Below are 23,859 nucleotides of genomic sequence, written 5' to 3'. Positions count from 1 at the left end.
AATAAAAAAAAGCCTCTAGGCAACTAAAAGCTTTTACGTTTTTCTTTTTCAAAATTCTCCCAGCAAGTTTTGAATTTCCCTGCGAAAATATAGGTTCCTTTTAGGTAATAAAAGGGGAAAACCGTAAAAAGAAATGTGTTTTTCCGCAAAATTTAATCTATAATCCCAAGTTCTTTGGCTTTAAGAACTAAATCTGTGTTGTTATTTGCTTGTAAATCAGTTCTTAATTTTGAAAGTTTGCTTTCTATAGATCTAACTTTAAGTAATGAACCATCGTTTTTTTTTATAAGTCCTTCCAAGTTTGAAATTTTAGGATGCTTAGGAAGTTCTTTTAAAATTTGAATGGCAATATCATCCATTTGGATTTCAATTAAGGCTCTTTTTAAGAGTTTTTGGTGTATTTCATGTGTATAATACACCTCATCTTTAAGCATTTTTTGAATTGCAAACCTTAGTTCATCGACACTACAATTTCCTTTTAAAATATAGGCTAAAGGATTTAAGTTTTTAATTATATTAAAAACTCTGTTTGTTTCAGAGTGTCCTGTTATTACACCAATCTTGATAGGAATTTCTTTTTCTTGAATTGCTTTTATCAACGCTTCACCATCAATAAAAGTGTTGTTTTGACTCTGATTATCGAAACTTAAATCGGTAAAAATAAGATGAAAAGGACTTGTTTGTAAGTTCGATTTTATTTTTGAAAAAGCTTCATCACAAGAATTAGCTGTTTCAATTTCTAGACCATCTATATTCTTTAAACAAGAAAGAATACCTTCAATAATTAATTGATGGTCGTCAACTAAAAGAATTTTCGTTTTCTTAGACATGGAAGGGGATTTGAATATGGGTTTGGGTTCCTTTACCTATTTCACTAGTTATGGTTAACGTTCCGTTTAACTCTTCAACGCGGTCTTGTAGGTTTTGTAAACCGATCCCTTTTTTACTGATTTTGGTATTAAAACCAACACCGTTATCAGTAATATTCAAATGTACATATTTTTTGTGTACTGAGAAATCGATAGTTATAGTACTTGCCTTAGCATATTTTTTACAGTTTTGTATGTTTTCACGAGTGCTTAAATAGAGTAATCGTTTTATAGAATTGTCTATGGAAGTCCAATCATAATCTCGAATACCGTAGACTTTTATTTTAAAATCTAACTCAAAATAATCGCTTACTAAATTGATAATTTGATCTTTAAAAGACACTTTATCGAAACTGATACTACTTAATTGATGCGATAAATTACGAACGTTCTCTTTTACTGAATTTAGCTTTACAGCTTCTTCTAATAGGTTTGATTTTTCTAACTTTTGATGTAGTAAACGTAAATCCCCAGCTACTTCATCATGCAAAGATTTGGCAATTTGTTGACGTTCGTGTTCTCTTGCTTCTACTTTTTGTAATTGCGCTTGATACAGTATTTTTCGTTTACGTTGAAAGTAAAACAACACACTAAAACCAGAAAATAAAAGGCCACTTAAAGCAACCAGCCAACCAATGGTTTTTTGTTGTTTTTGATAAGTAATTTCTGCTTGCTTTTGTTGGTTTTCTGTTTTTAAAACAACATTTTCTTTTTCTTTTTTATCGGTTTCATACCTAATTTTAGCAAACTGATTTTTTAAACGACGTTCATTTTGAAAGAGACTATCGTTTAAGGTGATATATTCAAATAAATATTGTTTTGATTCTTCTCCTTTGGTTAAGTTAGCTAAGTTTTTTAAAGCTTCTAGCCATTTTTTATTGTTATGAGTTTGTTTGGCATATTTTAGTGCTTCGTTTGAATGAAAAAGGGCTTTTTGGGGTTGGTTAAGGTCTTTGTAGTAATTTGAGAGATTTATATGAGTAGTACTCATTCCACTATAATTATTATCTTTTCTTCTAATAAATAATACTTCATTATATTGTTGAAGTACTTTTTCTTTATTTTCAATAGAATAATTACTAAAAGCAAGATTTTCTAATAATAAAGCATATTGAGAAGGATACTTATGTTTAATACTATCAAAAGCCAGCCCCTTTTTAAAATACTGAATAGCTTCTTTGTGTTGATAAAGGTTTTGATACAAAAGACCAATATTATTTGTTATATATAAATAACCAATATCGTTTTTATTACTTTTATTGTAAGAAAGAGCAATGTTGTAATAGTTTAAAGCATCTTTTTGTAAATCAAGTTCTTCAGACACTAGACCTAATACATTATAAGTTCTTTCCAAATACACATAAGAATTTATAGGTTCAAGATATTTTAAAGCGTCTATTAAACTAATTTCAGCTCCTAAATAATCTTTAACATTTTTTTGTATGAGTCCTATGCTCAACAAACGTCTTCCTATTGCTAAAGAATCTTGAAGTTTTTTAGAAATATCTTTTGATTGATGATAATAAAAATAGGCACTATCAATATTTAACTTCACTCTTTGTTCTAAGGCTTTAAAATGCAGGTGTTTAGCTAATAAGGTGGAGTCTTTAGTATTATGATATAAATTGTAAATGTTTGTGTTAGCATTTAAAATATCTTGAACAGAATTGTTATAATATCCATGTACTCCTAACTCGATATTTGTTTCCTTTATTAAAGAATCTATTTTCGTATGGTTTGCATAATACGTAGCTTTTCTGAGTAAAGGAATTTTCTTCTTCCCATATACTACATTTGCTTTTTTTAAATAAAAAAGGACGGAGTCTTTTTCATTTCTTTGAGAAAAAATAAAAGTAGAATAAAGTAAAAAATAAAAGAATAATTTATTCATTGGGAAGGAAAAAACCATTACTTTTCAAAAGTAATGGTTTAATTTTTAATTTATACAAAAAGTATTAGTTTAGTCTTATCCTAAATTAGGAACTTGACTATAGATGTTTACCATCTCCTCCTTGGCTTCCACCATCACCACCACCAGTAGACCCTCCGTTGTTACCGCCAGTTGTAGGGTTATCTACGGTATCAGGGCTTAAATTCATAGCTGTTTTTTGTAAGTTTTTGTTTTCCATATTATACGGGTTTTCTTAAGTTAAAAAAATACTTGTGTGCAATTGCGTACTAAAGTATACTTTTTAACTAAAAAAACATAAGATTTAACGCATTTTCGTAAACAGATCCCATAAAACCACACCGCAACTTACGGAGATGTTTAAAGAGTGTTTGGTACCTAACTGCGGAATTTCAATACACATATTAGAAGCAGAAACAACCTCCTGCTGTACACCTTTTACTTCGTTACCAAACACTACGGCGTATTTTTGGTCAGTTTCAGGAGTAAAAGTATCTAGCATGGTACTACGTTCTGCTTGTTCTATGGATAGGACTTTTACATTGTCTGTTTGTAGCTTTTTTACCAAATCCATGGTGTTTTCAATATATTCCCAATCTACCGATTCAGTAGCACCTAAAGCAGTTTTATGAATTTCTTTGTTAGGTGGAGTTGCTGTAATACCACACAAATAAATTTTTTCAATTAAAAAAGCATCCGAAGTTCTAAAAACAGAACCTACATTATTCAAACTACGAATATTATCCAATACTACAATTATTGGAGTTTTGTTAGTCTGTTTAAACTCTTCAACGGTTTTTCTACCGAGTTCGCTGTTTTTTAATTTCCTCATAAATTGGTTTTCAGGTTCAAAAGTTTAAAGTTGTGGATAACTTGAAACGAAAGAAACTCTAAACTTTTATATCTTCGCAAAACTAACCCAAAAAATCCACAAACTTGGCAAAAACAAAGGCAAAAAAGGTAACTCCATTAATGCAACAGTATAACGGAATCAAGGCAAAATATCCGGATGCAATGTTGCTCTTTAGAGTAGGCGATTTTTATGAAACCTTTGGAGAAGATGCTATAAAAGCATCTAAAGTTTTAGGAATTATTTTAACCAAAAGAGGAAGTGGTAGTGAAAGCGAAACTGCCTTGGCAGGTTTTCCACATCATTCTTTAAATACGTATTTGCCTAAATTAGTAAAATCTGGATTGCGTGTGGCAATTTGCGATCAGTTGGAAGATCCAAAAATGACTAAAAAGATTGTAAAACGAGGAGTTACAGAATTAGTGACCCCTGGAGTTGCGTTGAATGATGAGGTATTACAATCAAAGTCTAATAACTTTTTAGCAGCTGTTCATTTTGGGAAAAAGCTATTAGGAGTTTCGTTTTTAGACGTTTCTACCGGAGAGTTTCTTATAGCTCAAGGAAACGAAGAGTATATCGATAAACTCTTGCAAAACTTTACACCGAGTGAAGTATTGGTTGAAAAAAAACACAAACAACGATTTTTAGAAGCTTTTACCAATCTTTTTCATGCTTTTTATTTGGATGATTGGGTGTTTCAAAAAGATTATGGAGATGAATTGCTTCGAAATCATTTTAAGGTAAAAACGTTAAAAGGATTTGGGGTTGAAGAATTAGAATACGGAATTGTGGCAGGTGGTGTAGCAATGTATTACTTATCGGAAACACAACACAACAAAATAGAACATATACAATCTATCAGTAGAATTGCGGAAGATAATTATGTGTGGATGGATCGCTTTACCGTAAAAAACTTAGAGTTATATGGAGGTAATTCTGTGAATTCGGTTTCGTTACTAGATGTAATCGATAAAACAATTTCTCCGATGGGAGGACGTTTATTAAAACGTTGGTTAGCGCTTCCGTTAAAAGATTTAGCCCAAATTCAGCAGCGACACGAATTAGTGAAGTTTTTAATTGATAACGATGCCTTTTCTGAAACAGTAACGTATCAATTAAAACAAATTTCTGATATCGAACGATTGATATCGAAAGTTGCAACAGGCAAAGTGTCTCCAAGAGAAGTTGTCTTGTTAAAAAACTCGTTGAAAGCGATTCTTCCGATAAAAGAATCCGCAGAAAGCAGCGAAAACGCTGCCGTTAGGTTATTAGGAGAAAAAATTAATACTTGTGATGAATTAATTGATAAAATTACCGAGACTGTTTTAGAAGAAGCTCCTGTAAACATTAATAAAGGAAATGCTATTGCAAACGGAGTTTCAGAAGAGTTGGATGAACTACGAAATATTTCAAACTCTGGAAAAGAGTATTTAGATACGATGCTAGCTCGCGAAACGGAACGAACAGGAATTCCGAGTTTAAAAATTGCGTTTAATAATGTTTTTGGATACTATATTGAAGTTAGAAATACGCACAAAGATAAAGTTCCTGAAGACTGGATTCGTAAGCAAACTTTAGTGAATGCTGAGCGTTACATAACCGAAGAATTAAAAGAATACGAAGCAAAAATTTTAGGAGCAGAAGAGAAAATTCAGCAATTAGAAACTGAGATTTTTGCTAAACTAGTACAATACATTATTGGGTTTGTACAACCTGTACAACAAAATGCACAGAATGTAGCTAAGATTGATGTGTTGCAATCTTTTGCAACCTTAGCTACTGAGAATAATTATGTACGTCCACTAATGGACGATAGTACCGATATTGAAATCAAAAATGGCCGCCACCCGGTTATTGAAAAACAATTACCAATCGGCGAAGAATACATAGCGAATGATGTTGTGCTAAACCGTAATCAGCAACAAATTATTATGATTACAGGTCCTAACATGTCTGGTAAATCAGCTATTTTACGTCAAACAGCTTTAATTGTGTTATTAGCGCAAATGGGAAGTTATGTTCCTGCTCAAAATGCCCGAATAGGTATGGTGGATAAGATTTTTACCAGAGTAGGTGCGAGTGATAATATTTCGATGGGAGAGTCGACATTTATGGTTGAAATGAATGAAACAGCATCGATCTTAAATAACATTTCCGATCGTAGTTTGGTGTTGTTAGATGAAATTGGACGAGGAACTTCTACTTATGACGGAATCTCTATCGCCTGGGCGATTTCAGAATACTTACATGAACATCCATCGAAAGCAAAAACACTATTTGCAACGCATTATCACGAGTTAAACGAAATGACTTCGACGTTTGGGCGTATTAAGAATTTTAATGTGTCGGTAAAAGAATTGGATAATAGCATTATTTTCTTACGTAAATTGGTGAAAGGAGGAAGTGATCATAGTTTTGGAATTCATGTGGCAAAATTAGCAGGAATGCCAAGTATGGTAATTCATAGAGCAAACAAAATTCTAAAAGAGTTAGAAGACTCACATTCACACAAAGAGGTTAAAGAAACCTTGAAAGAAGCACAACATGAAGATATGCAAATGAGCTTTTTTCAGTTAGATGATCCATTACTAGAAGACATTCGTGAAGAAATTTTAACAACGAATATTGATACGCTGACACCCATTGAAGCCTTGATGAAGTTGAATGAAATTAAACGAATGTTGACGAAGAAGTAATTTGTTATCTAGAGATATGGTGTTTTGGAAGAGAACAATTAAATAATGTGATTCCTCTGCTTCGGTCGGAATGACAACTAATTGAAACATATAATAAAAGAATTGTTGAACTTTATTATTTCGTCAATTAATTCTTTACTTTCTAAATTATTTTGATTATTAAAGTTGTTCTTGAAGTTATCCATAGCCATATTATGGATTTTTCCAATTTGTTCTGGTGTTAATTTATTTTCATTTAAATCAACAGTTTCCTCATTCTTAGTACAACTTAACACCAAAAGTGTTACTAAAAATACTTGTAATAAAATTTTAATTCTTTTCATTTTATAAATTTTTTAAATGATTCATAGCATACTCTGTTGTGTAGGATTTTCTGCTTTACCTTCTTTTTGCATGCAATTTTTATCTTTATTGTAAAGATAATGGCGGCAAATATATATATTAAAAAGGCAAGCTTTTTGTTGAAAAAACAAGGAGGTTAATTTTAACCTCCTTGTTTTTGATTAAAATCAATCCCTTTTGCCTTGATAAAAATGAAGAATTAAACTTATAATGAATGATAATAGAATAGATTTTAGTATATTAATTATAAAAATTTTGTTCGAAAAGGTAGTATGTTCACATTCATCAAATAAAATAAAATAAATTAAAAAGATACTTCCTAAGAAAAAATAGACTTGCTTTTTTTTAATAACCATTGTTAATTCCTTATTATAAGTCATTTATAATACCACTACCTCCTACTACAGCTCCAGCAGCTGCAGACCAAGCCCAACCACTTAAAACAGCCAAACCAACTGGTGGAGCAACAACAGCTAAACCAATACCTAAAAAGAATGTCATTGAACCTGCAGCAGCACCTTTTGCAGCTCTCCTCCAGCTCCATTTTTTGGCCGCTAAATCAGGATTTAGAGTTGTTAAGCCTTCTCCTCCTAACTCGATAGGAGCGTGAATTATGGTTGAATTTTTTGTAACTTCGATTGTTCCAATTATTGCTTTTTTTTCAAAATCATTAATTGATGAATTATCTACTTTTTCTACTAGACTTGATATTTTTAATTTAAAATCATTTATACTTTTTAATTCATCAACTGAAACCATTAATTCTGCAAGAAATTGATTAGCTTCAAGAGAGAAATTATTATCCAAAAATCTGACATCATAATCATTCGATTCGATTAAAGTTAGCTTTTCTTCAATAAAACTTCCCATAATTATTTTATCTTCATCACTAAAACTTACTTCATCAGTGTTTTTAGAGCTACTTTTATTATAGTACTTGTTGAGTAAGTTAGTGCTAGTTTTTCCTAATAAGGCAATATTTACAGAAGAAATGTTTAGAGTTTGATTCTCATTTAGTTGTTCTTCATTCTTAGTACAACTTAACACCAAAAGTGTTACTAAAAATACTTGTAATAAAATTTTAATTCTTTTCATTTTATAAATTTTTTAAATGATTCATAGCATACTCTGTTGTGTAGGGTTTTCTGCTTTACCTCCTTTTTCATGCATGAGTGTGAATTACAAGGTTATTTTTTTACGTGTAATTCGAGGTAAATATAGAAGAGTTTATTATTTTTTGCGACAAGGGGTTTCCCTATTTGTTTTTAGTTAGCATTAGGGAAAACCCTGAGTTTTTGTTAACATTTCTTTAACAAAAAACTACTAAATTGCTTCTTGTAGAGAGTTAAAAAATAAAGATGTTTGATATTTTTGACAAAACAAACTATGCAACACGATATCAGTTTTAAATACATTAACAAACTAGCCTTTCCTGCATTGGTGGCAGGTGTTGCAGAACCCTTACTTTCTACCACCGATTTAGCCATTGTGGGGAATATTGAATACAATGCTACTGAAAGTATCGCTGCGATTGGTATTGTAGGTGCTTTTCTTTCGATGTTAATTTGGGTGTTCGGGCAAACACGGAGCGGAATTTCTTCTATTGTTTCTCAATATTTAGGAGCTGATAAACTTGACGAGATTAAAAATCTGCCTGCACAAGCTATTGTTATTGTATTAGGCGTAAGTGCGCTTATTTTAGGGATTAGTTATCCGTTTGCTAAAGAAATTTTTGAGCTATATAATGCTTCTGGAACTATATTAGACTATTCGGTAGATTATTATAAAATCCGTGTTTTCGGGTTTCCGTTTACGCTTTTTACCATTGCTGTTTTTGGTACATTCCGAGGTTTACAAAACACCTATTATCCGATGATCATTGCTTTGGTAGGTACTGTTATAAATATAGTGTTAGATGTTGTGTTGGTTTATGGAATTGAAGGATATATTCCTGCAATGCACATTCAAGGATCAGCCTATGCAAGTGTTGTAGCGCAAGTTACGATGGCAATAATTTCGGGGGTGTTATTACTAAAAAAGACAGATATTTCGTTAAGATTTAGTATGCCTTTTAATGCAGAAATACCAAAGTTTATCATAATGGTGTTGAACCTGTTTGTGCGAACAATAGCATTAAATGTAGCCTTATACCTTGGAACTTCGTATGCTACTGATTATGGAGATGCCTATATAGCGGCTTATACCATTGGTTTTAATTTATGGCTTATGGGCGCTTTTATGATTGATGGCTATTCTTCTGCAGGAAATATACTTTCAGGAAAATTATTAGGAGCCAAAGCTTATAAAACATTGGTAGCTTTAGGAAATAGATTAATTACATATGGATTCCTCTTCGGATTATTATTAGCCGTTGTGGGGTTTGTTTTATATCAATTTATAGGAAAAGTATTCACTAAAGAACCAGAAGTTTTAGAGAAGTTTTACAATACCTTTTGGATTATTTTAATCATGCAGCCTGTATGTTCCATCGCTTTTATTTATGACGGAATGTTCAAAGGCATGGGAGAAATGAAATTTTTACGAAACGTTTTATTATTAGCAACAGGATTCGTATTCGTCCCAACCTTATTATTTTTTGATTCATTAGGTTATAAGCTATATGCGATTTGGATTGCGTTTTTCTTATGGATGATTGCCAGAGGAACACCGCTAATTGTAAAGTTTAGAAGAAAGTTTTTACCGCTTGCTCAAAAAATGTAATTTTGAAGAAACAAGATAAAACAAATGACAACAACTAGAGAAAAAGGAAGTTTATATACGCATATTGAAAATAAAATAGCAACAGTTGAATTCGGGCACCCAGCAAGTAACTCTTTTCCAAGTGTATTGTTAGAGCGTTTAGCCAACGAGTTTGATAAATTATCAACAAACGATGAGGTTTCAATAATTATACTAAAATCGGAAGGAGATCGAGCTTTTTGTGCAGGTGCTTCGTTTGATGAATTGGTTGCTATTGATAACTTAATAGATGGAAAAGCTTTTTTCTCAGGATTTGCGAATGTAATTAATGCGATGCGTCGTTGTTCAAAATTAATTGTAGGTCGCGTACAAGGAAAAACTGTAGGAGGCGGAGTTGGATTAGCAGCTGCTTGTGACTATGTGTTAGCTACAGAGCAAGCCGCTATTAAACTTTCTGAGTTTACGATAGGTATTGGTCCATTTGTAATTGCACCAGCTGTAGAACGCAAAATAAATGTAAGTGGATTAGCAGAATTAACGTTGGATGCGACTAGTTGGAAAAATGCGTATTGGGCGAAAGAAAAAGGCTTATACGCTCGTGTTTTTGAAACACAAAATGAATTGGATAAAGAGGTTGAGATTTTATCAGAGAAATTAGCATCGTACAATCCAGAAGCGTTAGCAGAAATGAAGAGAGCATTATGGAAAGGAACCGAACACTGGGAAGAATTACTAATTGAAAGAGCTGAAACTTCTGGAAAATTAGTCTTGTCAGACTTTACCAAAAAGGCTTTAGAAAAATTTAAAAAATAAGCGATGCTTTTAGTACAAGAAGAAAAAGGCTCTGCAGCTTACAATGCAGGATATGAAGTTGGGTATGAAGTAGGAAAGTGGGTAGCACAGAATCCGATATTAACACTATTGATTGGAGTCGTAGTTTCAGTAGGTTTTGTGTGGATTTTAACAAAAGTTGTAAAACAAATTCGTACTTTCGGCGAATAAAAACAAAATAGTATGGGCGGAGATTATTTATTTGCCATTTTAGCAGCAGGTGTAGCGGTAGTGTATTTCTTTAATAAATACAGAGCAAACAAGAAATTTAAAAGAAAATAATGTATTACAATCTTTTAGTTGTTGCTTAAGACAAGCTATAGTGAAGTAATTTTTCATCACTTCTTTTAAAATAGAAAACTTATGGGCAAGATTAGAATTACCAAGCAATTTAACTTCGAAACTGGGCATGCCTTATATGGCTATGATGGAAAGTGTAAAAATGTTCACGGACATAGTTACAAACTATCGGTAACAGTAATTGGTTCACCAATTAGAGATACATCGAATGTTAAATACGGTATGGTTATCGATTTCGGAGATCTAAAAAAGATTGTAAAAGAAGAAATTGTTGATGTTTTTGATCATGCAACAGTATTTAATAAAAATACACCTCACATTGAACTAGCAAAAGAACTAAAAGATAGAGGGCATCATGTGATTTTGGTAGATTATCAACCAACCAGTGAAATGATGGTGATTGATTTTGCTCAAAAAATTCAATCGCGTTTACCAGAAAACATCAAACTACATGCAATTAAGTTACAGGAAACAGAAACTAGTTTTGCAGAGTGGTATGCTTCGGATAATTAGCGAATGATTTAATTGGCTAATGAGGAAATGCTCTAATGAGTTATTGATTTAAGGAATGAATGTATTAATTCTTCAATGAACTACAAACTCACAGACTACTTTCCGTTAAATTCATTCATTGTATTTGCTAATCCTGCATTGATAAATGAGGTAATAGCATTAACAGAAGTTGGAATGCGTTCAATCATGGCGCTTTCCTCATCAGGATTCCATTTTCCTAAAACGTAATCTACTTGATGACCTTTACTATATTCAGCTCCTACACCGAAGCGAAAACGAGGATAAGCGCCTGTGTTAAACTTATCTTGGATGTCTTTTAGCCCATTATGTCCGCCAGAACTTCCTTTTCCTTTAATACGAATTTTTCCAAAGTCAATATTTAGATCATCAGTAATAATTAACAAGTTTTCAACTTGAATGTTTTCTTTTTGCATCCAGTATTTAACCGCTTTTCCACTTAAGTTCATATAAGTGCTCGGTTTTAAAACGATAACTGTTTTACCTTTAATCTTAAGTTTGGCAATATCACCTAGTTTTTCGGTTTCAAAAGAGCCTTCATACTCTTTAACAAAAGCATCTACTATTTTAAAACCAATATTATGACGCGTATTGTCATATTTTTCACCAATATTACCTAATCCTACAATTAAAAATTTCTTCATTGTATTGTCTTCTTTTTCTGTTAGTCGTTTTGTGGAAAATCAAATAATTTTTTTAAAAAAGGTGTAAAAGCCATACACCAAAAATAAAAAAAGCGCTACACATGGTAACGCTTTTGTATAATTATAGTTTTGCTGTCTAAGCCTCTTCAGTTTCAGATGCTGCTTTAGCGGCGTTACGAGACATACGTACTTGAGCAACTACTGTGTTGTCTGGGTGTAATAATGTATATTTATCATTCTTTAACTCAGTAACATATAATTTATTACCAATTTCTAACTCAGTAATATCAGCTTCTATAAAATCTGGTAAGTTAGCTGGTAATGCTTTTACTTTTAATTTACGTAAGTTGTGACGTAAAGCACCCCCTACCATAACACCTTTAGAAGATCCTATTAAACGTACAGGAATATCCATTGTTACAGCTTTATCTTCAAATAATTGATAAAAGTCTACATGTAAAATGTTATCATTTACTGGGTGAAACTGTATATCTTGTAATACAGCATTGTATGTTACACCATCTAATTCAATCGTAGCAGTAAATACATCTGGAGTATATACTAATGGCTTGAACGATTTTTCGTCAGCTGAAAAGTGAACAGGCTTGTCTCCTCCGTATAATACGCAAGGAACCTTTCCAGCATTACGTAAGGCTTTGGTTGCTTTTTTACCTACGCTTTCTCTTTGAGATCCTTTGATTGTAATTGATTTCATTACTTTATTTATTAAATTTATTTACATTAAAAATTGATCACTAATAGATGTGTTGTCTTGAACTTTATGCATCACATCAGCGAATAAAGTGGCGCAAGATACAACTTTTATTTTAGATATACTCTTTTTTAAGGGTATTGTATCAGAAACTATTAGCTCTGTTAGTTGAGAATTTTCAATTCTTTCATAAGCGTTGCCAGAAAGAATTGGGTGTGTACAAATAGCACGCACACTTTTTGCGCCACGTTCCATCATTAAATCGGCTGCCTTTGTAAGCGTTCCTCCTGTATCAATCATATCATCAACAAGAATTACATTTTTACCTTCTACTTCACCAATGAGTTCCATATGAGCAATTACATTGGCTTTTTGACGCTGCTTGTAGCAAATAACTACATCGCTTTCCAAGTATTTAGAATAAGCATAAGCTCTTTTTGAACCTCCCATATCAGGAGAAGCAATCGTTAAATTATCAAGCTTTAAACTTTTAACATATGGTAAAAAAATTGTAGAAGCATATAAATGATCTACTGGCTTTTCAAAGAAACCTTGAATTTGATCAGCATGTAAATCCATGGTCATAATTCTAGTTGCTCCAGCAGTTTCTAATAATTTGGCCACTAATTTAGCGCCAATTGCCACACGAGGCTTGTCTTTTCTGTCTTGACGAGCCCAACCAAAATATGGCATTACAGCGGTAATATGTCTTGCCGATGCACGTTTTGCAGCATCACACATTAATAACATTTCCATTAAGTTATCAGTAGAAGGAAAGGTTGATCCAACGATGAAAACTCTTCTTCCTCTGATTGATTCTTCAAAAGCTGGTTGGAATTCACCATCACTAAAATGTGTGGTAATTACATTTCCTAATTTGGTTCCGTAGGCACTGGCAATTTCCTCTGCTAGTTCAATACTTTGTGAACACGCAAAGATTTTTGGACTTAATTGATTTGTAGCCATTTACAAAAAAAATATTTTTAGTTAGTGTTGTTGTTGGAGCAAAAATAAAACTATTTTAAGAGTTTAAAAGATATTTTAAATGAAATATTTTATAGATTTGCAATCACCAAAAGCCAAAGTGGTGGAATTGGTAGACACGTCGGATTCAAAATCCGATGCTCGCAAGGGCGTGTGGGTTCGAGTCCCACCTTTGGTACAAAAAGGCACTTAAATTTAAGTGCCTTTTTATTATGTATAAAGCTCTTTTTTAACCTCTTCAAATTCTTCCGGAGTATTGATGTTTCTAATTAAATTATCATCAACCTCAATAATTTCAACATCAGAATTAATTAACATTTTGCGAGGACACGAATAGCCTTGTGCTAAATAGGCTAATAATTTTCCGTGAGCTTTTGGTTCGTATATTGTGATTAAAGGTTCAGGAAATTCTTTGTTTTTCCCTTTTACAGTAGTTGCTATTTTAGACGGATTTCTCTTTAGTAATAACAATTGAATAAGCTCGTTATTTACAAACGGAACATCTGTAGCCATAACAAACCACGCTGAGTTTGGATTTTTTTGAAAAGCAGAACAAATACCTCCAAAAGGTCCTAGATTTAAAAAGGTATCGTGAATTTCATTTGTCGTTTCTGGTGAGGTAGATAAATCTCTTACAGAGTAAAAAGTTTCTAAATTGTTGTTTTCTAGTAACTCTTTTACATGTTCTTTTTGAGGCTTTTTATAGTACAATAATTCCGATTTGTCACGACCCATTCGAGTACTTTTACCACCTATTAAAACCAATCCTTTTACAGGAGCAATATTTTCTTTAATGAGATTATGTATATGACTAGAGATTTTATCAACCTCATTAATTGTATAAGAAATACTATTTTTGATGTTTGGAAAGCGTTCTAGTAAACAATCAAAATATCTTGAGTCTTCATTCAACTTAATTATAAACTGGATGTTTGTTAATTGATCTAACCTTTTTTTTACAGAAGCTTCTTTCTCATCATCTAAAATCAAAATTTGTTTCGCCCCTTGGTAATGATTTCCATTAATAAAGACAAAATCGTGATTGTAAAACTGTAAACGTTGTTCGTACTTGTTTACAGGTGAAGAAGTGTTTATTTGTAAATTTCCTTCATGATGAAAGGTATATTCAGCTAACGTATTTTGTTCGACATCTTTAGCATGTGAAGCGTCGAAATATCCTAAATTGTATTGTGATAATTTTTTTGAGACTTCATGAACCAAATCAGCAATAATTCCACATTTGGCTCCTAAGATAGCTACTTCATTAGGCGCAAAATTATCATTATACTTCTTAACTAGATTTGTATGTTTAGTATGTTTTTTATCCATTTTTAATATCCGATTTACCGCCAGTTTTCTCTACCAATTTCACTTCTTGAATCATCATTTTTTGACTGATAGCTTTACACATATCGTAAATAGTTAAACAAGTTGCAGAAGCTCCTGTAAGGGCTTCCATTTCTACTCCTGTTTTTCCTTCGATAGTAACTTTACAAAAAATGGCTACATGCTCATCGTCTACAATATTGATGTCAATATCCACTCCGTTTATTAACAAAGGGTGACACATTGGGATGATATCAGAAGTTTTTTTCACTGCTTGAATTCCAGCAATGATAGCGGTTTGAAAAACAGGTCCTTTTTTAGTGATGAGTTCATCGTTGTTAAAATGACTCACAATTTCTGAACCTAAAAACATGGTAGCTTTAGCAATGGCGGTACGTTTCGTGATTTTTTTATCAGAAACATTTACCATTTTAGGTTGATTTTGTTCGTTTATATGGGAAAAGTTGCTCACTTTTTATAAGTTTTGAATGTTGAGTTTTTAATTTTTAGTTAAATTCTGTTGTGATGTTTTTACAATTGCTGTTAATAGCCTAATTAGCTCATGGTTGTCCGAAAGTATATCTGTAACATCAATATTTGTTAAATTACTTTCTTTTAATAGGCGTAACCAATATTTAGTTTCTCTAGCCTCTTTTGAAGAAATAGACATTTTAGCTATAAAGTCTCTTTTACTTTGTCCTGCTAAAGCCTCTTCTATATTAGCTCCTATTGAAGTTCCACTTCTTAAAAGCTGTTTTGAAATTATAAACTCTTTTTCTTGTTGTAGTTTTTTGTACAGAGAAATTATTTTTAAAGAGAATTGAAAACTCTTGCTTTGAACAATACTTTCCTTCATTTTAAATTTTTAACTCAAAACTAAACATTAATAATTAAAAACTACGATACGTCAGTATCGGAAAAATACTTCCTTTTTTAAATTCTATCTCTTCAGTTTTTGGAAGTTCAACAAAACTATCAGCTTCAACCAAACTAGCTAAATCACCAGAACCATTTCCTTGTATTGGAGTTGCATATACTTGTCCGTTTTCCGAGGTTAATTTTACTTGTAAAAAACAGCTTAGATTAGGTTTAAAAGTAATGTTTTTTGCTAAAGTTGCTGTTTGTTTTTCTTGTTGTACACCTATAGATTTATAATACCAAGGATAAAAATAGACCAAACAATTTACAAAGGTTGAAACTGGATTTCCAGGAAAAGCAAACACGTTGCAGTTATCAGTAGTGCCGAACCAAAATGGCTTCCCTGGTCGTTGCGAAACTCTATGAAATAACTTTTTAACACCCAGTTCATCTAAAACCTCAGGTAAAAAATCAAACTTCCCTTTGCTTACAGCACCACTAAATAAAAGCACGTCATATTCTTTTAAGTAAGATTCGATTTTTTCTTTTAAAATTTGTTTTTCATCAGTAATATGGGCTGTTTCTGCTGGAATTTTTAAATCGTTCAATAAGGAAACTAACGTGTATACATTACTTCTACGAATTTGGTGGTCTAACGGGTTTTCATTTACATCAACCAATTCATCACCTGTAGAAACAATCATTACTTTAGGTTGTTTAGCTACTTTTACAGTGGCTTTGCCTACAGTAGCTAATACGCCTATTTCAGCAGCAGAAATTATAGTGTTCCTTCTTATTAGAATTGTACCTTCACTTTTATCAGAACCCTGTGTGTGTATGTTTTGTCCTTCTTTAATTTTATCAACAGTAATAGTAGCGACTAACGTGTTAATATCAACATCTTCATAGCGAATTACCGTGTCAGTATTGTTAGGTAATACAGCTCCTGTCATCACTTCATAACAGTTGGCTGCATTATCCAGTGTTTGTTGTGGGCTTCCAGCAGCTTGGACTCCTTCAATTTTAAAATCGCGAACACCGTGCTCAAAAAAACGATGATTAATCGCAATACCATCCATTGCCACTCGGTTAAACGGAGGAAAATCTCTATCAGCAACAATATCTTCCTTTAAAACTCTTCCGACAGCTTCTAAAAATGGAACTTCTTCAATTCCGAAATCTTGTGTGTTTTCTAAAATTATATGTTTTGCTTCTTCTACTGTTATCATTTCCATCCTTTAAATAAAGTTATTAAACCTATAATGATAAGACCTAACCCACCTACAAGACCTTTCAATGAAGTTGAAACACCCCATAGATTATCGTCTTTTTTGTAGAGTTTAAAAACAAAAAGTAAAGTTATAACTCCAATTAATATAGAAAGTAAACTATATATCATAATTATCCCCCAATTGTACTCATACTTTCAGTTACATTACCTTTTCTATTTGCTTCAGCCACAAAACCATTTTCTGGCTTTTCTTTAATAAGCGATAAAAACAAGGCTTTTAAGTCTTCATTACTTGCACCATTTCTAATAAAGTCACGTAAGTTGAAAACGCCATCATCAAACAGGCAATTTTTAAAAGTTCCTGTTGAGGTAATCCTAATTCGGTTACAATCATTACAGATAGTACGAGTGAATGCAGGGATTATCCCTATAGTTCCCTTATGATTCTCTATAGAAAAATTTCTAGAAGTAGATGATTTTTTTGAGGGAAGTTCAGTAACAGTAAACTCAGATTGTATGTTGTTTAAGATTTTATTATAGTTCCAAACTTCTTCTGCGTTTCGTTGTCCTTTACCATTAAAAGGCATTTCTTCAATAAAACGAACTGCAATATTTTTATCTTTAGTAAGCCTAACAAAATCGTTAATTTCATCAGTATTAAATCCAGACTGAACAACTACATTCAGTTTTAAATTCAACGAACTTTTTTCTAATAACTCAAATGTTTTATATACTTCAGGGAAAACATCTCTACGAGTAATTTTAGCAAATTTTTTAGGGTGTAAACTATCAATACTTAAATTAATGTTTTTTACCTTTTTAAGGTTTTCTATTGTTTTGATGTGTTTAGAAATAAGCGCTCCGTTGGTTGTGATATTTATATCCTCTAACAAATCATTATATGATAACATCTCCAAAAAAGAGACAAAATCTTTTCTAACAAAAGGTTCTCCTCCTGTTAAACGAACTTTGTTAACGCCCAACTCAGTAAGTACTCGAATTATTCGGTACATTTCTTTGTAGGTAAGTAGCTCTTTACGAGGTACAATATTAATTCCTTGAGCAGGCATACAATATTGACAACGTAAGTTGCAACGATCGGTTACTGCTAAACGAACGTAGCTAATTTGTCTTCCAAAATTATCTATGAGTGTACTCATAGTGTAAAGGTACGGATTAATCAATCAATTTTTCCTGTCATTTACCATGGATAATACAGGCTTTCTTAAAACAAAAAGGTTACACAATTTCCATTTTTTTAAGAAGAAAAGAAGCATTCATGTTTTTACAAGTTCCAGATTTTATTGTGTAATCGAAAAACAATTCATTGTTCACAATTTCAGCATCAAAATAATAATTCAGTATTTGAGGATACTCATTAGCTAGTTCACACAAACTTACATCGTGAGTAGCTATAATTCCATTAGATTTTGAACGTGTAAGTTTTTCAACAAATTTCCTAGAGCCTGATGCTTTATCTTTACTGTTTGTCCCTTTTAAAATTTCATCAAGAATAATAAAATAGCGATCGGTTTCAATAGTATCAACAATAAATTTTAACCGTTTTAGTTCTGAATAAAAATAAGACTCATCCTCGGTTAATGAGTCAGATGTTCGCATGCTGGTAATTAATTTTATAGGAGTGTATTGATAATTAGTGGCGCATACAGGTAGTCCACAATTTGCCATGACTAAGGATAAAGAAACGGTGCGCAAAAATGTGCTCTTTCCTGCCATGTTAGCGCCAGTTATAATGAAAAATTGTTCCTTAGAAATCGTAAAGTCATTGTTAACTCTTTTTGAGGATTTCAAAAGCGGATGTCCAAGGTTTTGAGCAATAATACCGTTGTTTTCTTTTTGAAGAGTAGGGAAAGTAAAAGTAGGATGATTAAAAACGAAGTTGGCAAAAGAGTTATAAGCATCGAAAAAATCTACAACGTTAAACCACTCATCGGTAGTTTCTTTATATGAAAGAATCCATTTTTCTACTCTTATACTAAGGGTAATATCCCATAAAAACAAGCCATTTCCAATAATAGCAATAACAATATTATTACGTTGATTGAAAGTATCTAAAATTTTAGAAAACTCTTTAAAAATAACAGACGCTTTTTTTGTTTTGGTAGCAATTTTTTGTTGCTTTTCTTTTAGAAGAGCAGAAGTAAAAGTTTCCTTTTCTATTTGTTCCAGAAGCAAATAATACTGTTTAAAAGTATCTTTAGCCTTACTTGAAGAGGTGTAAATATGTTGTGTTTTTTTAATATGGAAGATTGTAATTGTTAAACCGATAAAAAACCAAATTAAAACAACTGAAAAAGGAATAGCACTAAAAATCAATAAGACTATTAAAACTATTGAAATGGTTGAGAAAAACAGAGAAACCCATTTTAAAGTAGCTGTTAGTTTTGACTCATAGTTGATTAACCATTTTGAAATCACTGAGGATTCTTGAGTAGTTGATGAAACTAAATGTGCTAGTGAAGTAAAATGTTGTCGCCAATGAATCTTTTCAGATAATTCATTAAGTGCTTTTTGTTTTTCTTCAATAAAAGTAATCGAATTGTTTGTTAGTAAGGAAGCTAATAGCTTTTTACCATTGGTAGTTGCAGTTCTATTGATGTATTGAAAAAAAGAACCTTTTCCGAACAAATCAATATCATTACTATAATAGTGCGTGGAATTTGTAAACTCTGTTCCTTCAGGAAGTAATTCAAAATGACCATTAAGAACATCAATTTCTAGTTGGTTGTTGTCTTTTTTAAGCTGAAGAATAGTACGTTTCTCTTTTACGTGCTGATGTTGTATAACTAAAAAAACAAACAGTAAAACACCTATAAAACCAATTATAAAAGGTGTGTAGGGTTGATAGAATGTTAAATAAACTCCAAAAGAAAAGCTTAAAAAAACAAATAGTCTGAGTATTCTTATAAAGGTTATTTTACTATTTATTTTTGAAAGTTGAACAGCTAAATCTTTCAGCTCTTTATTATAAAAATCTTGTGGTTGTTGCATTTTTAATTGAAAAGGATAAATGTACAGTATTAAAACAAATATCTTTTAAGAAAATTGTATTTTCGTTGTATGCCAACATCACTCGAACTTCAAATAAAAACGCTACCAAACTCGCCAGGAGTTTATCAATATTTTGATAAAGATGATACGATTATTTATGTTGGAAAAGCTAAGAATTTAAAGAAACGAGTTTCGTCTTATTTTACTAAGAATCACGAGAATGGTAAAACACGAGTTTTAGTAAAAAAAATTGTTCGAATAGAACATGTGGTGGTTGATACTGAAACAGATGCGCTACTTCTTGAAAATAATCTTATAAAGAAGTATAAACCTAGATACAATGTTTTGTTAAAAGATGATAAAACATATCCGTGGATTTGTATAAAGAAAGAGCGATTTCCTCGTATATTTTCTACAAGAAGAGTTGTTAAAGATGGATCGGAGTATTTTGGACCTTATACTAATGTACGAACTGTATATGCATTGTTAGACTTGATTAAAGAACTATATCCGCTACGCACTTGTAATTATGATTTAAGTCAAGAAAAGATTGAAGCTGATAAGTATAAAGTTTGTTTAGAATATCATTTAGGGAATTGTAAAGGATCTTGTGAAGGATATCAAACCGAGGAAGATTATTTAGAGGATATCAGAGCTATTAGAAACATCATTAAAGGGAATTTTAAAGAAAGTTTACAGCAGTTTGAAAAAATAATGTTTGATTTAGCTGCAGATATGCGATTTGAAGAAGCACAAAAAATCAAAGAAAAATTAGCTTCTTTACAAAACTATCAAGCCAAATCAACAATAGTGAATCCATCAATTAATAACGTAGATGTGTTTTCTATCATTTCTGATGAATCGCATGGTTATGCAAACTTTTTCAAGATAATGAATGGTTCAATTGTGCAATCGTATACTACAGAGATTAAGAAAAAACTGGAAGAAACGGATAAGGAGCTTCTTGAGTTGTTTATTATTGAAACTCGTCAGCGCTTTCATTCGTTGTCAAGAGAAATTTTTGTTCCGTTTAAAGTAAATGTGGGTAAGGATATCAAAGTAACTGTTCCAAAATTAGGAGACAAAAAACGTATTGTAGAATTATCTGAACGAAATGCAAAGTTTTACCGTCAAGAACAGTTTAAGCAAATAAAGATTGTAGATCCTGATCGTCATGTAAAAAGAATCATGGCACAGATGCAAAAAGATTTACGATTAGGAAAAGAACCACGTCATATTGAATGTTTTGATAACTCGAACATACAAGGAACAAATCCTGTTGCTGCTTGTGTAGTTTTTAAAGACGGAAAACCAAGTAAAAAAGACTATCGTCATTTTAATATCAAAACAGTTGAAGGCCCCGATGATTTTGCTTCAATGGAAGAAGTAGTATATAGAAGATATAAGAGGTTATTAGACGAAGAACAACCTTTACCACAGTTAATAGTAATTGATGGAGGTAAAGGGCAGTTATCTTCCGCCTTAAAGAGTTTAGACACTTTAGGTTTAAGAGGGGAGATAGCTATTATTGGTATTGCGAAAAGATTAGAAGAGATTTTTTACCCAGGAGATCCGGTTCCGTTATATTTAGATAAAAAATCAGAAACACTTAAAATTATCCAATATCTACGTAATGAAGCGCACCGTTTTGGAATCACTTTTCATAGAAACAAACGAAGCAAAAGTGCTATACAATCAGAGTTGGAACAAATTCCAGATATAGGTAAACAAACTATTACTAATTTATTACGCAAGTTTAAATCAGCTAAAAGAGTAAAAGCAGCTACTTTTGAAGAGTTAAAAGAGGTAGTAGGTAATGCTAGAGCTCAAAAAATATACAAACACTATCAAAAAAAAGAAGAATGAAAAAGTTGCTAATTTTATTATTACTACCAGCATTTATGTTAGCGCAAGATCAACCTAGAGTAGGTTTGGTGCTTAGTGGAGGTGGAGCAAAAGGGATAGCCCATATAGGTGTGTTAAAAGAGCTTGAAAAAGCGGGAGTTCAGGTAGATTATATTGGAGGTACAAGTATGGGAGCCATTGTTGGAGGTTTGTATGCTGCTGGATATACTGCGGATCAAATAGAAAAAGCTGTTTTCGAAACAGATTTTATGAATTTGCTACAAGATAAAGTTCCAAGGAAAGAAAAACCATTCTTTAGTAAACTTCACGGAGAAAAATATGCAGTATCTCTCCCTATTAAGAAAGGAAGTTTAGGTTTACCTTTAGGTTTGTCTAAAGGGCAAAACGTCTTGAGTTTTTTAACTGAATTATTAGCTCCTGTTGATGAAATTAATGACTTTTCTAAACTACCCATACCTTTTTACTGTATAGGTACCAATATTGAAACAGGTGAAGAGGAAGTTTTAGAAACAGGTTCGTTGCCCTTAGCGCTAAGAGCAAGTGCTGCTTTTCCTTCTTTGTTAAACCCTGTAGACATTGAAGGTAAATTATTAGTAGATGGAGGAGTTGTTAATAATTTTCCAGCTGACGTTATGAAAAACAAGGGAGTTGATATCATTATAGGAGTCAGTGTTCAAGGAGAGTTGTTAAAAAGAGAAGAATTAGTGTCTGTAGCTTCGTTATTGTTACAGATTATTAATTTTCAGATGTATAAAAAGTCTGATGAACAGGTAGAATTATTAGACATTTATATAAGACCAAATGTTATAGACTACAGTGTGATTTCATTTGATGTTAAGAATGAAATTTTAGCAGAAGGAGAAAAAACAGCAAAAAAGTATAGGGTAGTTTTTGATAGTATTGCAAAAATGCAACCTAAAAAAAGGAAAATCTCTAAAATATCACCTAAAGGAAAAAGGTTTTTGGTTGATAGAATTATTATAAAAGGAAATAAAAACTACACAAATAACTATATTTTAGGAAAGTTACAGTTAAGAGAAGGTGATAGTGTTTCTTACAAAGAAATCTCTAAGAAAATAAACACCTTAACAGCGACAAAAAACTTTACTAGAATTGATTATCATTTCGATAAATCTTTCCAAGGAAAAAAACTAGAGCTAACAGTAAAAGAAGAAAAAATTCAGTCTTATTTACGTCTTGGGTTACATTATGATTTACTGTATAAGTCAGCAGTCTTATTGAATTATAATCATAAAAAGTTGCTTTTTCAAAATGATGAACTTTCTGTTGATGTTGGTATTGGTGATAAAATCAGATATAACTTAGAATATTTTGTGGATAACGGATTTTTAACAAGTTATGGTTTTAGTACAAGATACAACTCTTTCAATAGTGATTTCATTTATGATACAGGACTTATAAACGGAAAGTATTCAGATTTTTCAAGTTCATTATACTTTCAAACAACCTTCGATAAAAAGTTTGCGATTGGTATAGGAACAGAGCATAAAAATATAGATGCAAGTACACAAAATATATCTTCTGATGGTAAAGAAGACTTTTTTGATAGAAGTAATTATATAAATGCCTATTCATATTTAAAATTAGACACCTACAACAAAGAAATGTTCCCTACAAGAGGGTTTTATGCAGATATAGGCTTTAAGTGGTTTTTATGGTCTGATAGAAATAATAGGCTAGATGAATTAATAGAAAATAGCGAACCTTTTCATCAATTTTCACAATTAGGAGGAACTTTGGGGTTTGCTACTACTTTTTATGATAAATTGACCTTTCAATATACCTCACAAGCAGGATATACCTTAGGAAAAAAATCATTCGAAATTTTTGATTATCACTTAGGAGGATACAATCAAAACTATATTAATAATTTCATTCCTATGTATGGTTATGATACAGGAGGTTTAAACAATCAGTCTTACTTAAGATCAGAATTTAATCTGCGTTATGAGGTTTTAAAAAATCATTACGCAATGTTTATTGCCAACTATGCTCGTGTAGAAGAAGATATTTTTGATAATGGAAGCTTATTTAAAAACACTAAATCAGGTTACGCGTTAGGATATAGTGTAGAGACTTTTATGGGACCTATTGAGTTAAAATATGCATGGTCACCAGATCACTCAGAACACTATTGGTTATTTAATCTTGGTTTTTGGTTTTAAGAATAAAAAAAC

22 protein-coding genes and 1 tRNA gene are annotated in these 23,859 nt (G+C 31.8%); 8 read left to right on the top strand and 15 right to left on the bottom strand.

The annotated features are described in order from the left end of the window. Positions 1-152: 152 nt before the first annotated feature. The 4 genes from Q0663_RS00925 to Q0663_RS00910 all read right to left on the bottom strand — a co-directional run bounded on the left by Q0663_RS00925 (position 153) and on the right by Q0663_RS00910 (position 3,610). Positions 153-830, bottom strand: coding sequence for a response regulator (locus Q0663_RS00925; protein WP_299004915.1), 678 nt, complete (start codon positions 828-830; stop codon positions 153-155). Then, positions 823-2,760 (bottom strand): ATP-binding protein, encoded by a 1,938-nt coding sequence (locus tag Q0663_RS00920; RefSeq protein ID WP_299004913.1) that lies wholly within the window; start codon positions 2,758-2,760, stop codon positions 823-825. The genes Q0663_RS00925 and Q0663_RS00920 overlap by 8 nt, the downstream gene beginning before the upstream one ends. Positions 2,761-2,857: 97 nt before the next feature. Beyond that, on the bottom strand, positions 2,858-2,998 hold the full coding sequence (locus Q0663_RS00915) for a hypothetical protein (protein WP_299004910.1): 141 nt from the start codon (positions 2,996-2,998) through the stop codon (positions 2,858-2,860). An 84-nt stretch (positions 2,999-3,082) separates the two neighbouring features. Continuing rightward, a complete protein-coding gene (locus Q0663_RS00910; protein ID WP_299004907.1) occupies positions 3,083-3,610 on the bottom strand; it encodes an RNA methyltransferase in 528 nt (175 codons plus the stop codon). A gap of 104 nt (positions 3,611-3,714) precedes the next feature. On the opposite strand from Q0663_RS00910, the gene mutS reads away from it, so the two are divergent. Beyond that, on the top strand, positions 3,715-6,324 hold the full coding sequence (mutS, locus tag Q0663_RS00905; RefSeq protein ID WP_299004904.1) for a DNA mismatch repair protein MutS: 2,610 nt from the start codon (positions 3,715-3,717) through the stop codon (positions 6,322-6,324). Positions 6,325-6,401: 77 nt separating this feature from the next. Here the strand turns inward: mutS and Q0663_RS00900 are convergent, their stop codons facing one another. Together Q0663_RS00900 and Q0663_RS00895 are read right to left on the bottom strand one after the other, a co-directional pair. Beyond that, complete coding sequence (locus Q0663_RS00900; RefSeq protein ID WP_299004901.1) at positions 6,402-6,647, bottom strand: hypothetical protein; 246 nt, start codon at positions 6,645-6,647, stop codon at positions 6,402-6,404. A gap of 388 nt (positions 6,648-7,035) precedes the next feature. Then, a complete protein-coding gene (locus Q0663_RS00895; RefSeq protein ID WP_299004898.1) occupies positions 7,036-7,761 on the bottom strand; it encodes a hypothetical protein in 726 nt (241 codons plus the stop codon). Between the two features lie 291 nt (positions 7,762-8,052). Here Q0663_RS00895 and Q0663_RS00890 point away from each other — a divergent pair, with 291 nt between their 5' ends. The 4 genes from Q0663_RS00890 (at position 8,053) to Q0663_RS00875 (ending at position 11,010) form a co-directional block, all read left to right on the top strand. Next, the gene (locus tag Q0663_RS00890; RefSeq protein ID WP_299004896.1) at positions 8,053-9,387 is read left to right on the top strand and encodes an MATE family efflux transporter; all 1,335 of its coding nucleotides are present in this window, start codon (positions 8,053-8,055) and stop codon (positions 9,385-9,387) included. Between the two features lie 24 nt (positions 9,388-9,411). Continuing rightward, complete coding sequence (locus tag Q0663_RS00885) at positions 9,412-10,179, top strand: enoyl-CoA hydratase/isomerase family protein (RefSeq protein ID WP_299004894.1); 768 nt, start codon at positions 9,412-9,414, stop codon at positions 10,177-10,179. Between the two features lie 3 nt (positions 10,180-10,182). Beyond that, complete coding sequence (locus Q0663_RS00880; RefSeq protein ID WP_299004891.1) at positions 10,183-10,368, top strand: hypothetical protein; 186 nt, start codon at positions 10,183-10,185, stop codon at positions 10,366-10,368. 192 nt (positions 10,369-10,560) lie between these two features. Continuing rightward, a complete protein-coding gene (locus tag Q0663_RS00875) occupies positions 10,561-11,010 on the top strand; it encodes a 6-carboxytetrahydropterin synthase (RefSeq protein WP_274635196.1) in 450 nt (149 codons plus the stop codon). Between the two features lie 95 nt (positions 11,011-11,105). Here the strand turns inward: Q0663_RS00875 and pth are convergent, their stop codons facing one another. From pth to Q0663_RS00860, 3 genes are all read right to left on the bottom strand, one after another. Continuing rightward, positions 11,106-11,672, bottom strand: coding sequence for an aminoacyl-tRNA hydrolase (pth, locus tag Q0663_RS00870; protein WP_299004888.1), 567 nt, complete (start codon positions 11,670-11,672; stop codon positions 11,106-11,108). A 136-nt stretch (positions 11,673-11,808) separates the two neighbouring features. After that, a complete protein-coding gene (locus Q0663_RS00865) occupies positions 11,809-12,387 on the bottom strand; it encodes a 50S ribosomal protein L25/general stress protein Ctc (protein ID WP_299004885.1) in 579 nt (192 codons plus the stop codon). 21 nt (positions 12,388-12,408) lie between these two features. Next, complete coding sequence (locus Q0663_RS00860) at positions 12,409-13,350, bottom strand: ribose-phosphate pyrophosphokinase (protein WP_299004883.1); 942 nt, start codon at positions 13,348-13,350, stop codon at positions 12,409-12,411. A 112-nt stretch (positions 13,351-13,462) separates the two neighbouring features. Between Q0663_RS00860 and Q0663_RS00855 the strand changes: the two genes are divergently transcribed. Continuing rightward, positions 13,463-13,546 (top strand) — tRNA-Leu (locus Q0663_RS00855). Between the two features lie 32 nt (positions 13,547-13,578). Here the strand turns inward: Q0663_RS00855 and Q0663_RS00850 are convergent. From Q0663_RS00850 to Q0663_RS00825, 6 genes are all read right to left on the bottom strand, one after another. Beyond that, entirely contained in the window at positions 13,579-14,697 is a 1,119-nt protein-coding gene (locus tag Q0663_RS00850; protein WP_299004879.1) for an NTP transferase domain-containing protein, read from the bottom strand. Then, a complete protein-coding gene (moaC, locus tag Q0663_RS00845) occupies positions 14,690-15,166 on the bottom strand; it encodes a cyclic pyranopterin monophosphate synthase MoaC (RefSeq protein ID WP_299004877.1) in 477 nt (158 codons plus the stop codon). Before moaC ends, Q0663_RS00850 begins: the two co-directional genes overlap by 8 nt. 27 nt (positions 15,167-15,193) lie before the next feature. Then, positions 15,194-15,550, bottom strand: coding sequence for a four helix bundle protein (locus Q0663_RS00840; protein ID WP_299004875.1), 357 nt, complete (start codon positions 15,548-15,550; stop codon positions 15,194-15,196). Between the two features lie 34 nt (positions 15,551-15,584). Next, a complete protein-coding gene (locus Q0663_RS00835; protein ID WP_299004874.1) occupies positions 15,585-16,781 on the bottom strand; it encodes a molybdopterin molybdotransferase MoeA in 1,197 nt (398 codons plus the stop codon). Between the two features lie 172 nt (positions 16,782-16,953). Beyond that, a complete protein-coding gene (gene moaA, locus Q0663_RS00830; RefSeq protein ID WP_299004873.1) occupies positions 16,954-17,943 on the bottom strand; it encodes a GTP 3',8-cyclase MoaA in 990 nt (329 codons plus the stop codon). A 79-nt stretch (positions 17,944-18,022) separates the two neighbouring features. Then, positions 18,023-19,795 carry a DNA mismatch repair protein MutS gene (locus tag Q0663_RS00825; protein WP_299004872.1) on the bottom strand — a complete coding sequence of 591 codons (1,773 nt, stop codon included), beginning with the start codon at positions 19,793-19,795 and terminating at the stop codon, positions 18,023-18,025. Positions 19,796-19,864: 69 nt separating this feature from the next. On the opposite strand from Q0663_RS00825, the gene uvrC reads away from it, so the two are divergent. Together uvrC and Q0663_RS00815 are read left to right on the top strand one after the other, a co-directional pair. Then, a complete protein-coding gene (gene uvrC / locus Q0663_RS00820) occupies positions 19,865-21,661 on the top strand; it encodes an excinuclease ABC subunit UvrC (protein WP_299004868.1) in 1,797 nt (598 codons plus the stop codon). Continuing rightward, the gene (locus tag Q0663_RS00815; protein ID WP_299004865.1) at positions 21,658-23,847 is read left to right on the top strand and encodes a patatin-like phospholipase family protein; all 2,190 of its coding nucleotides are present in this window, start codon (positions 21,658-21,660) and stop codon (positions 23,845-23,847) included. The genes uvrC and Q0663_RS00815 overlap by 4 nt, the downstream gene beginning before the upstream one ends. Positions 23,848-23,859 lie beyond the last annotated feature (12 nt).

Source organism: uncultured Tenacibaculum sp., assembly GCF_947504135.1.
GTDB lineage: Bacteria > Bacteroidota > Bacteroidia > Flavobacteriales > Flavobacteriaceae > Polaribacter.
The sequence above is the reverse complement of the archived record's forward strand: the minus strand, read 5'-3'. Positions and strand labels throughout refer to the sequence as shown.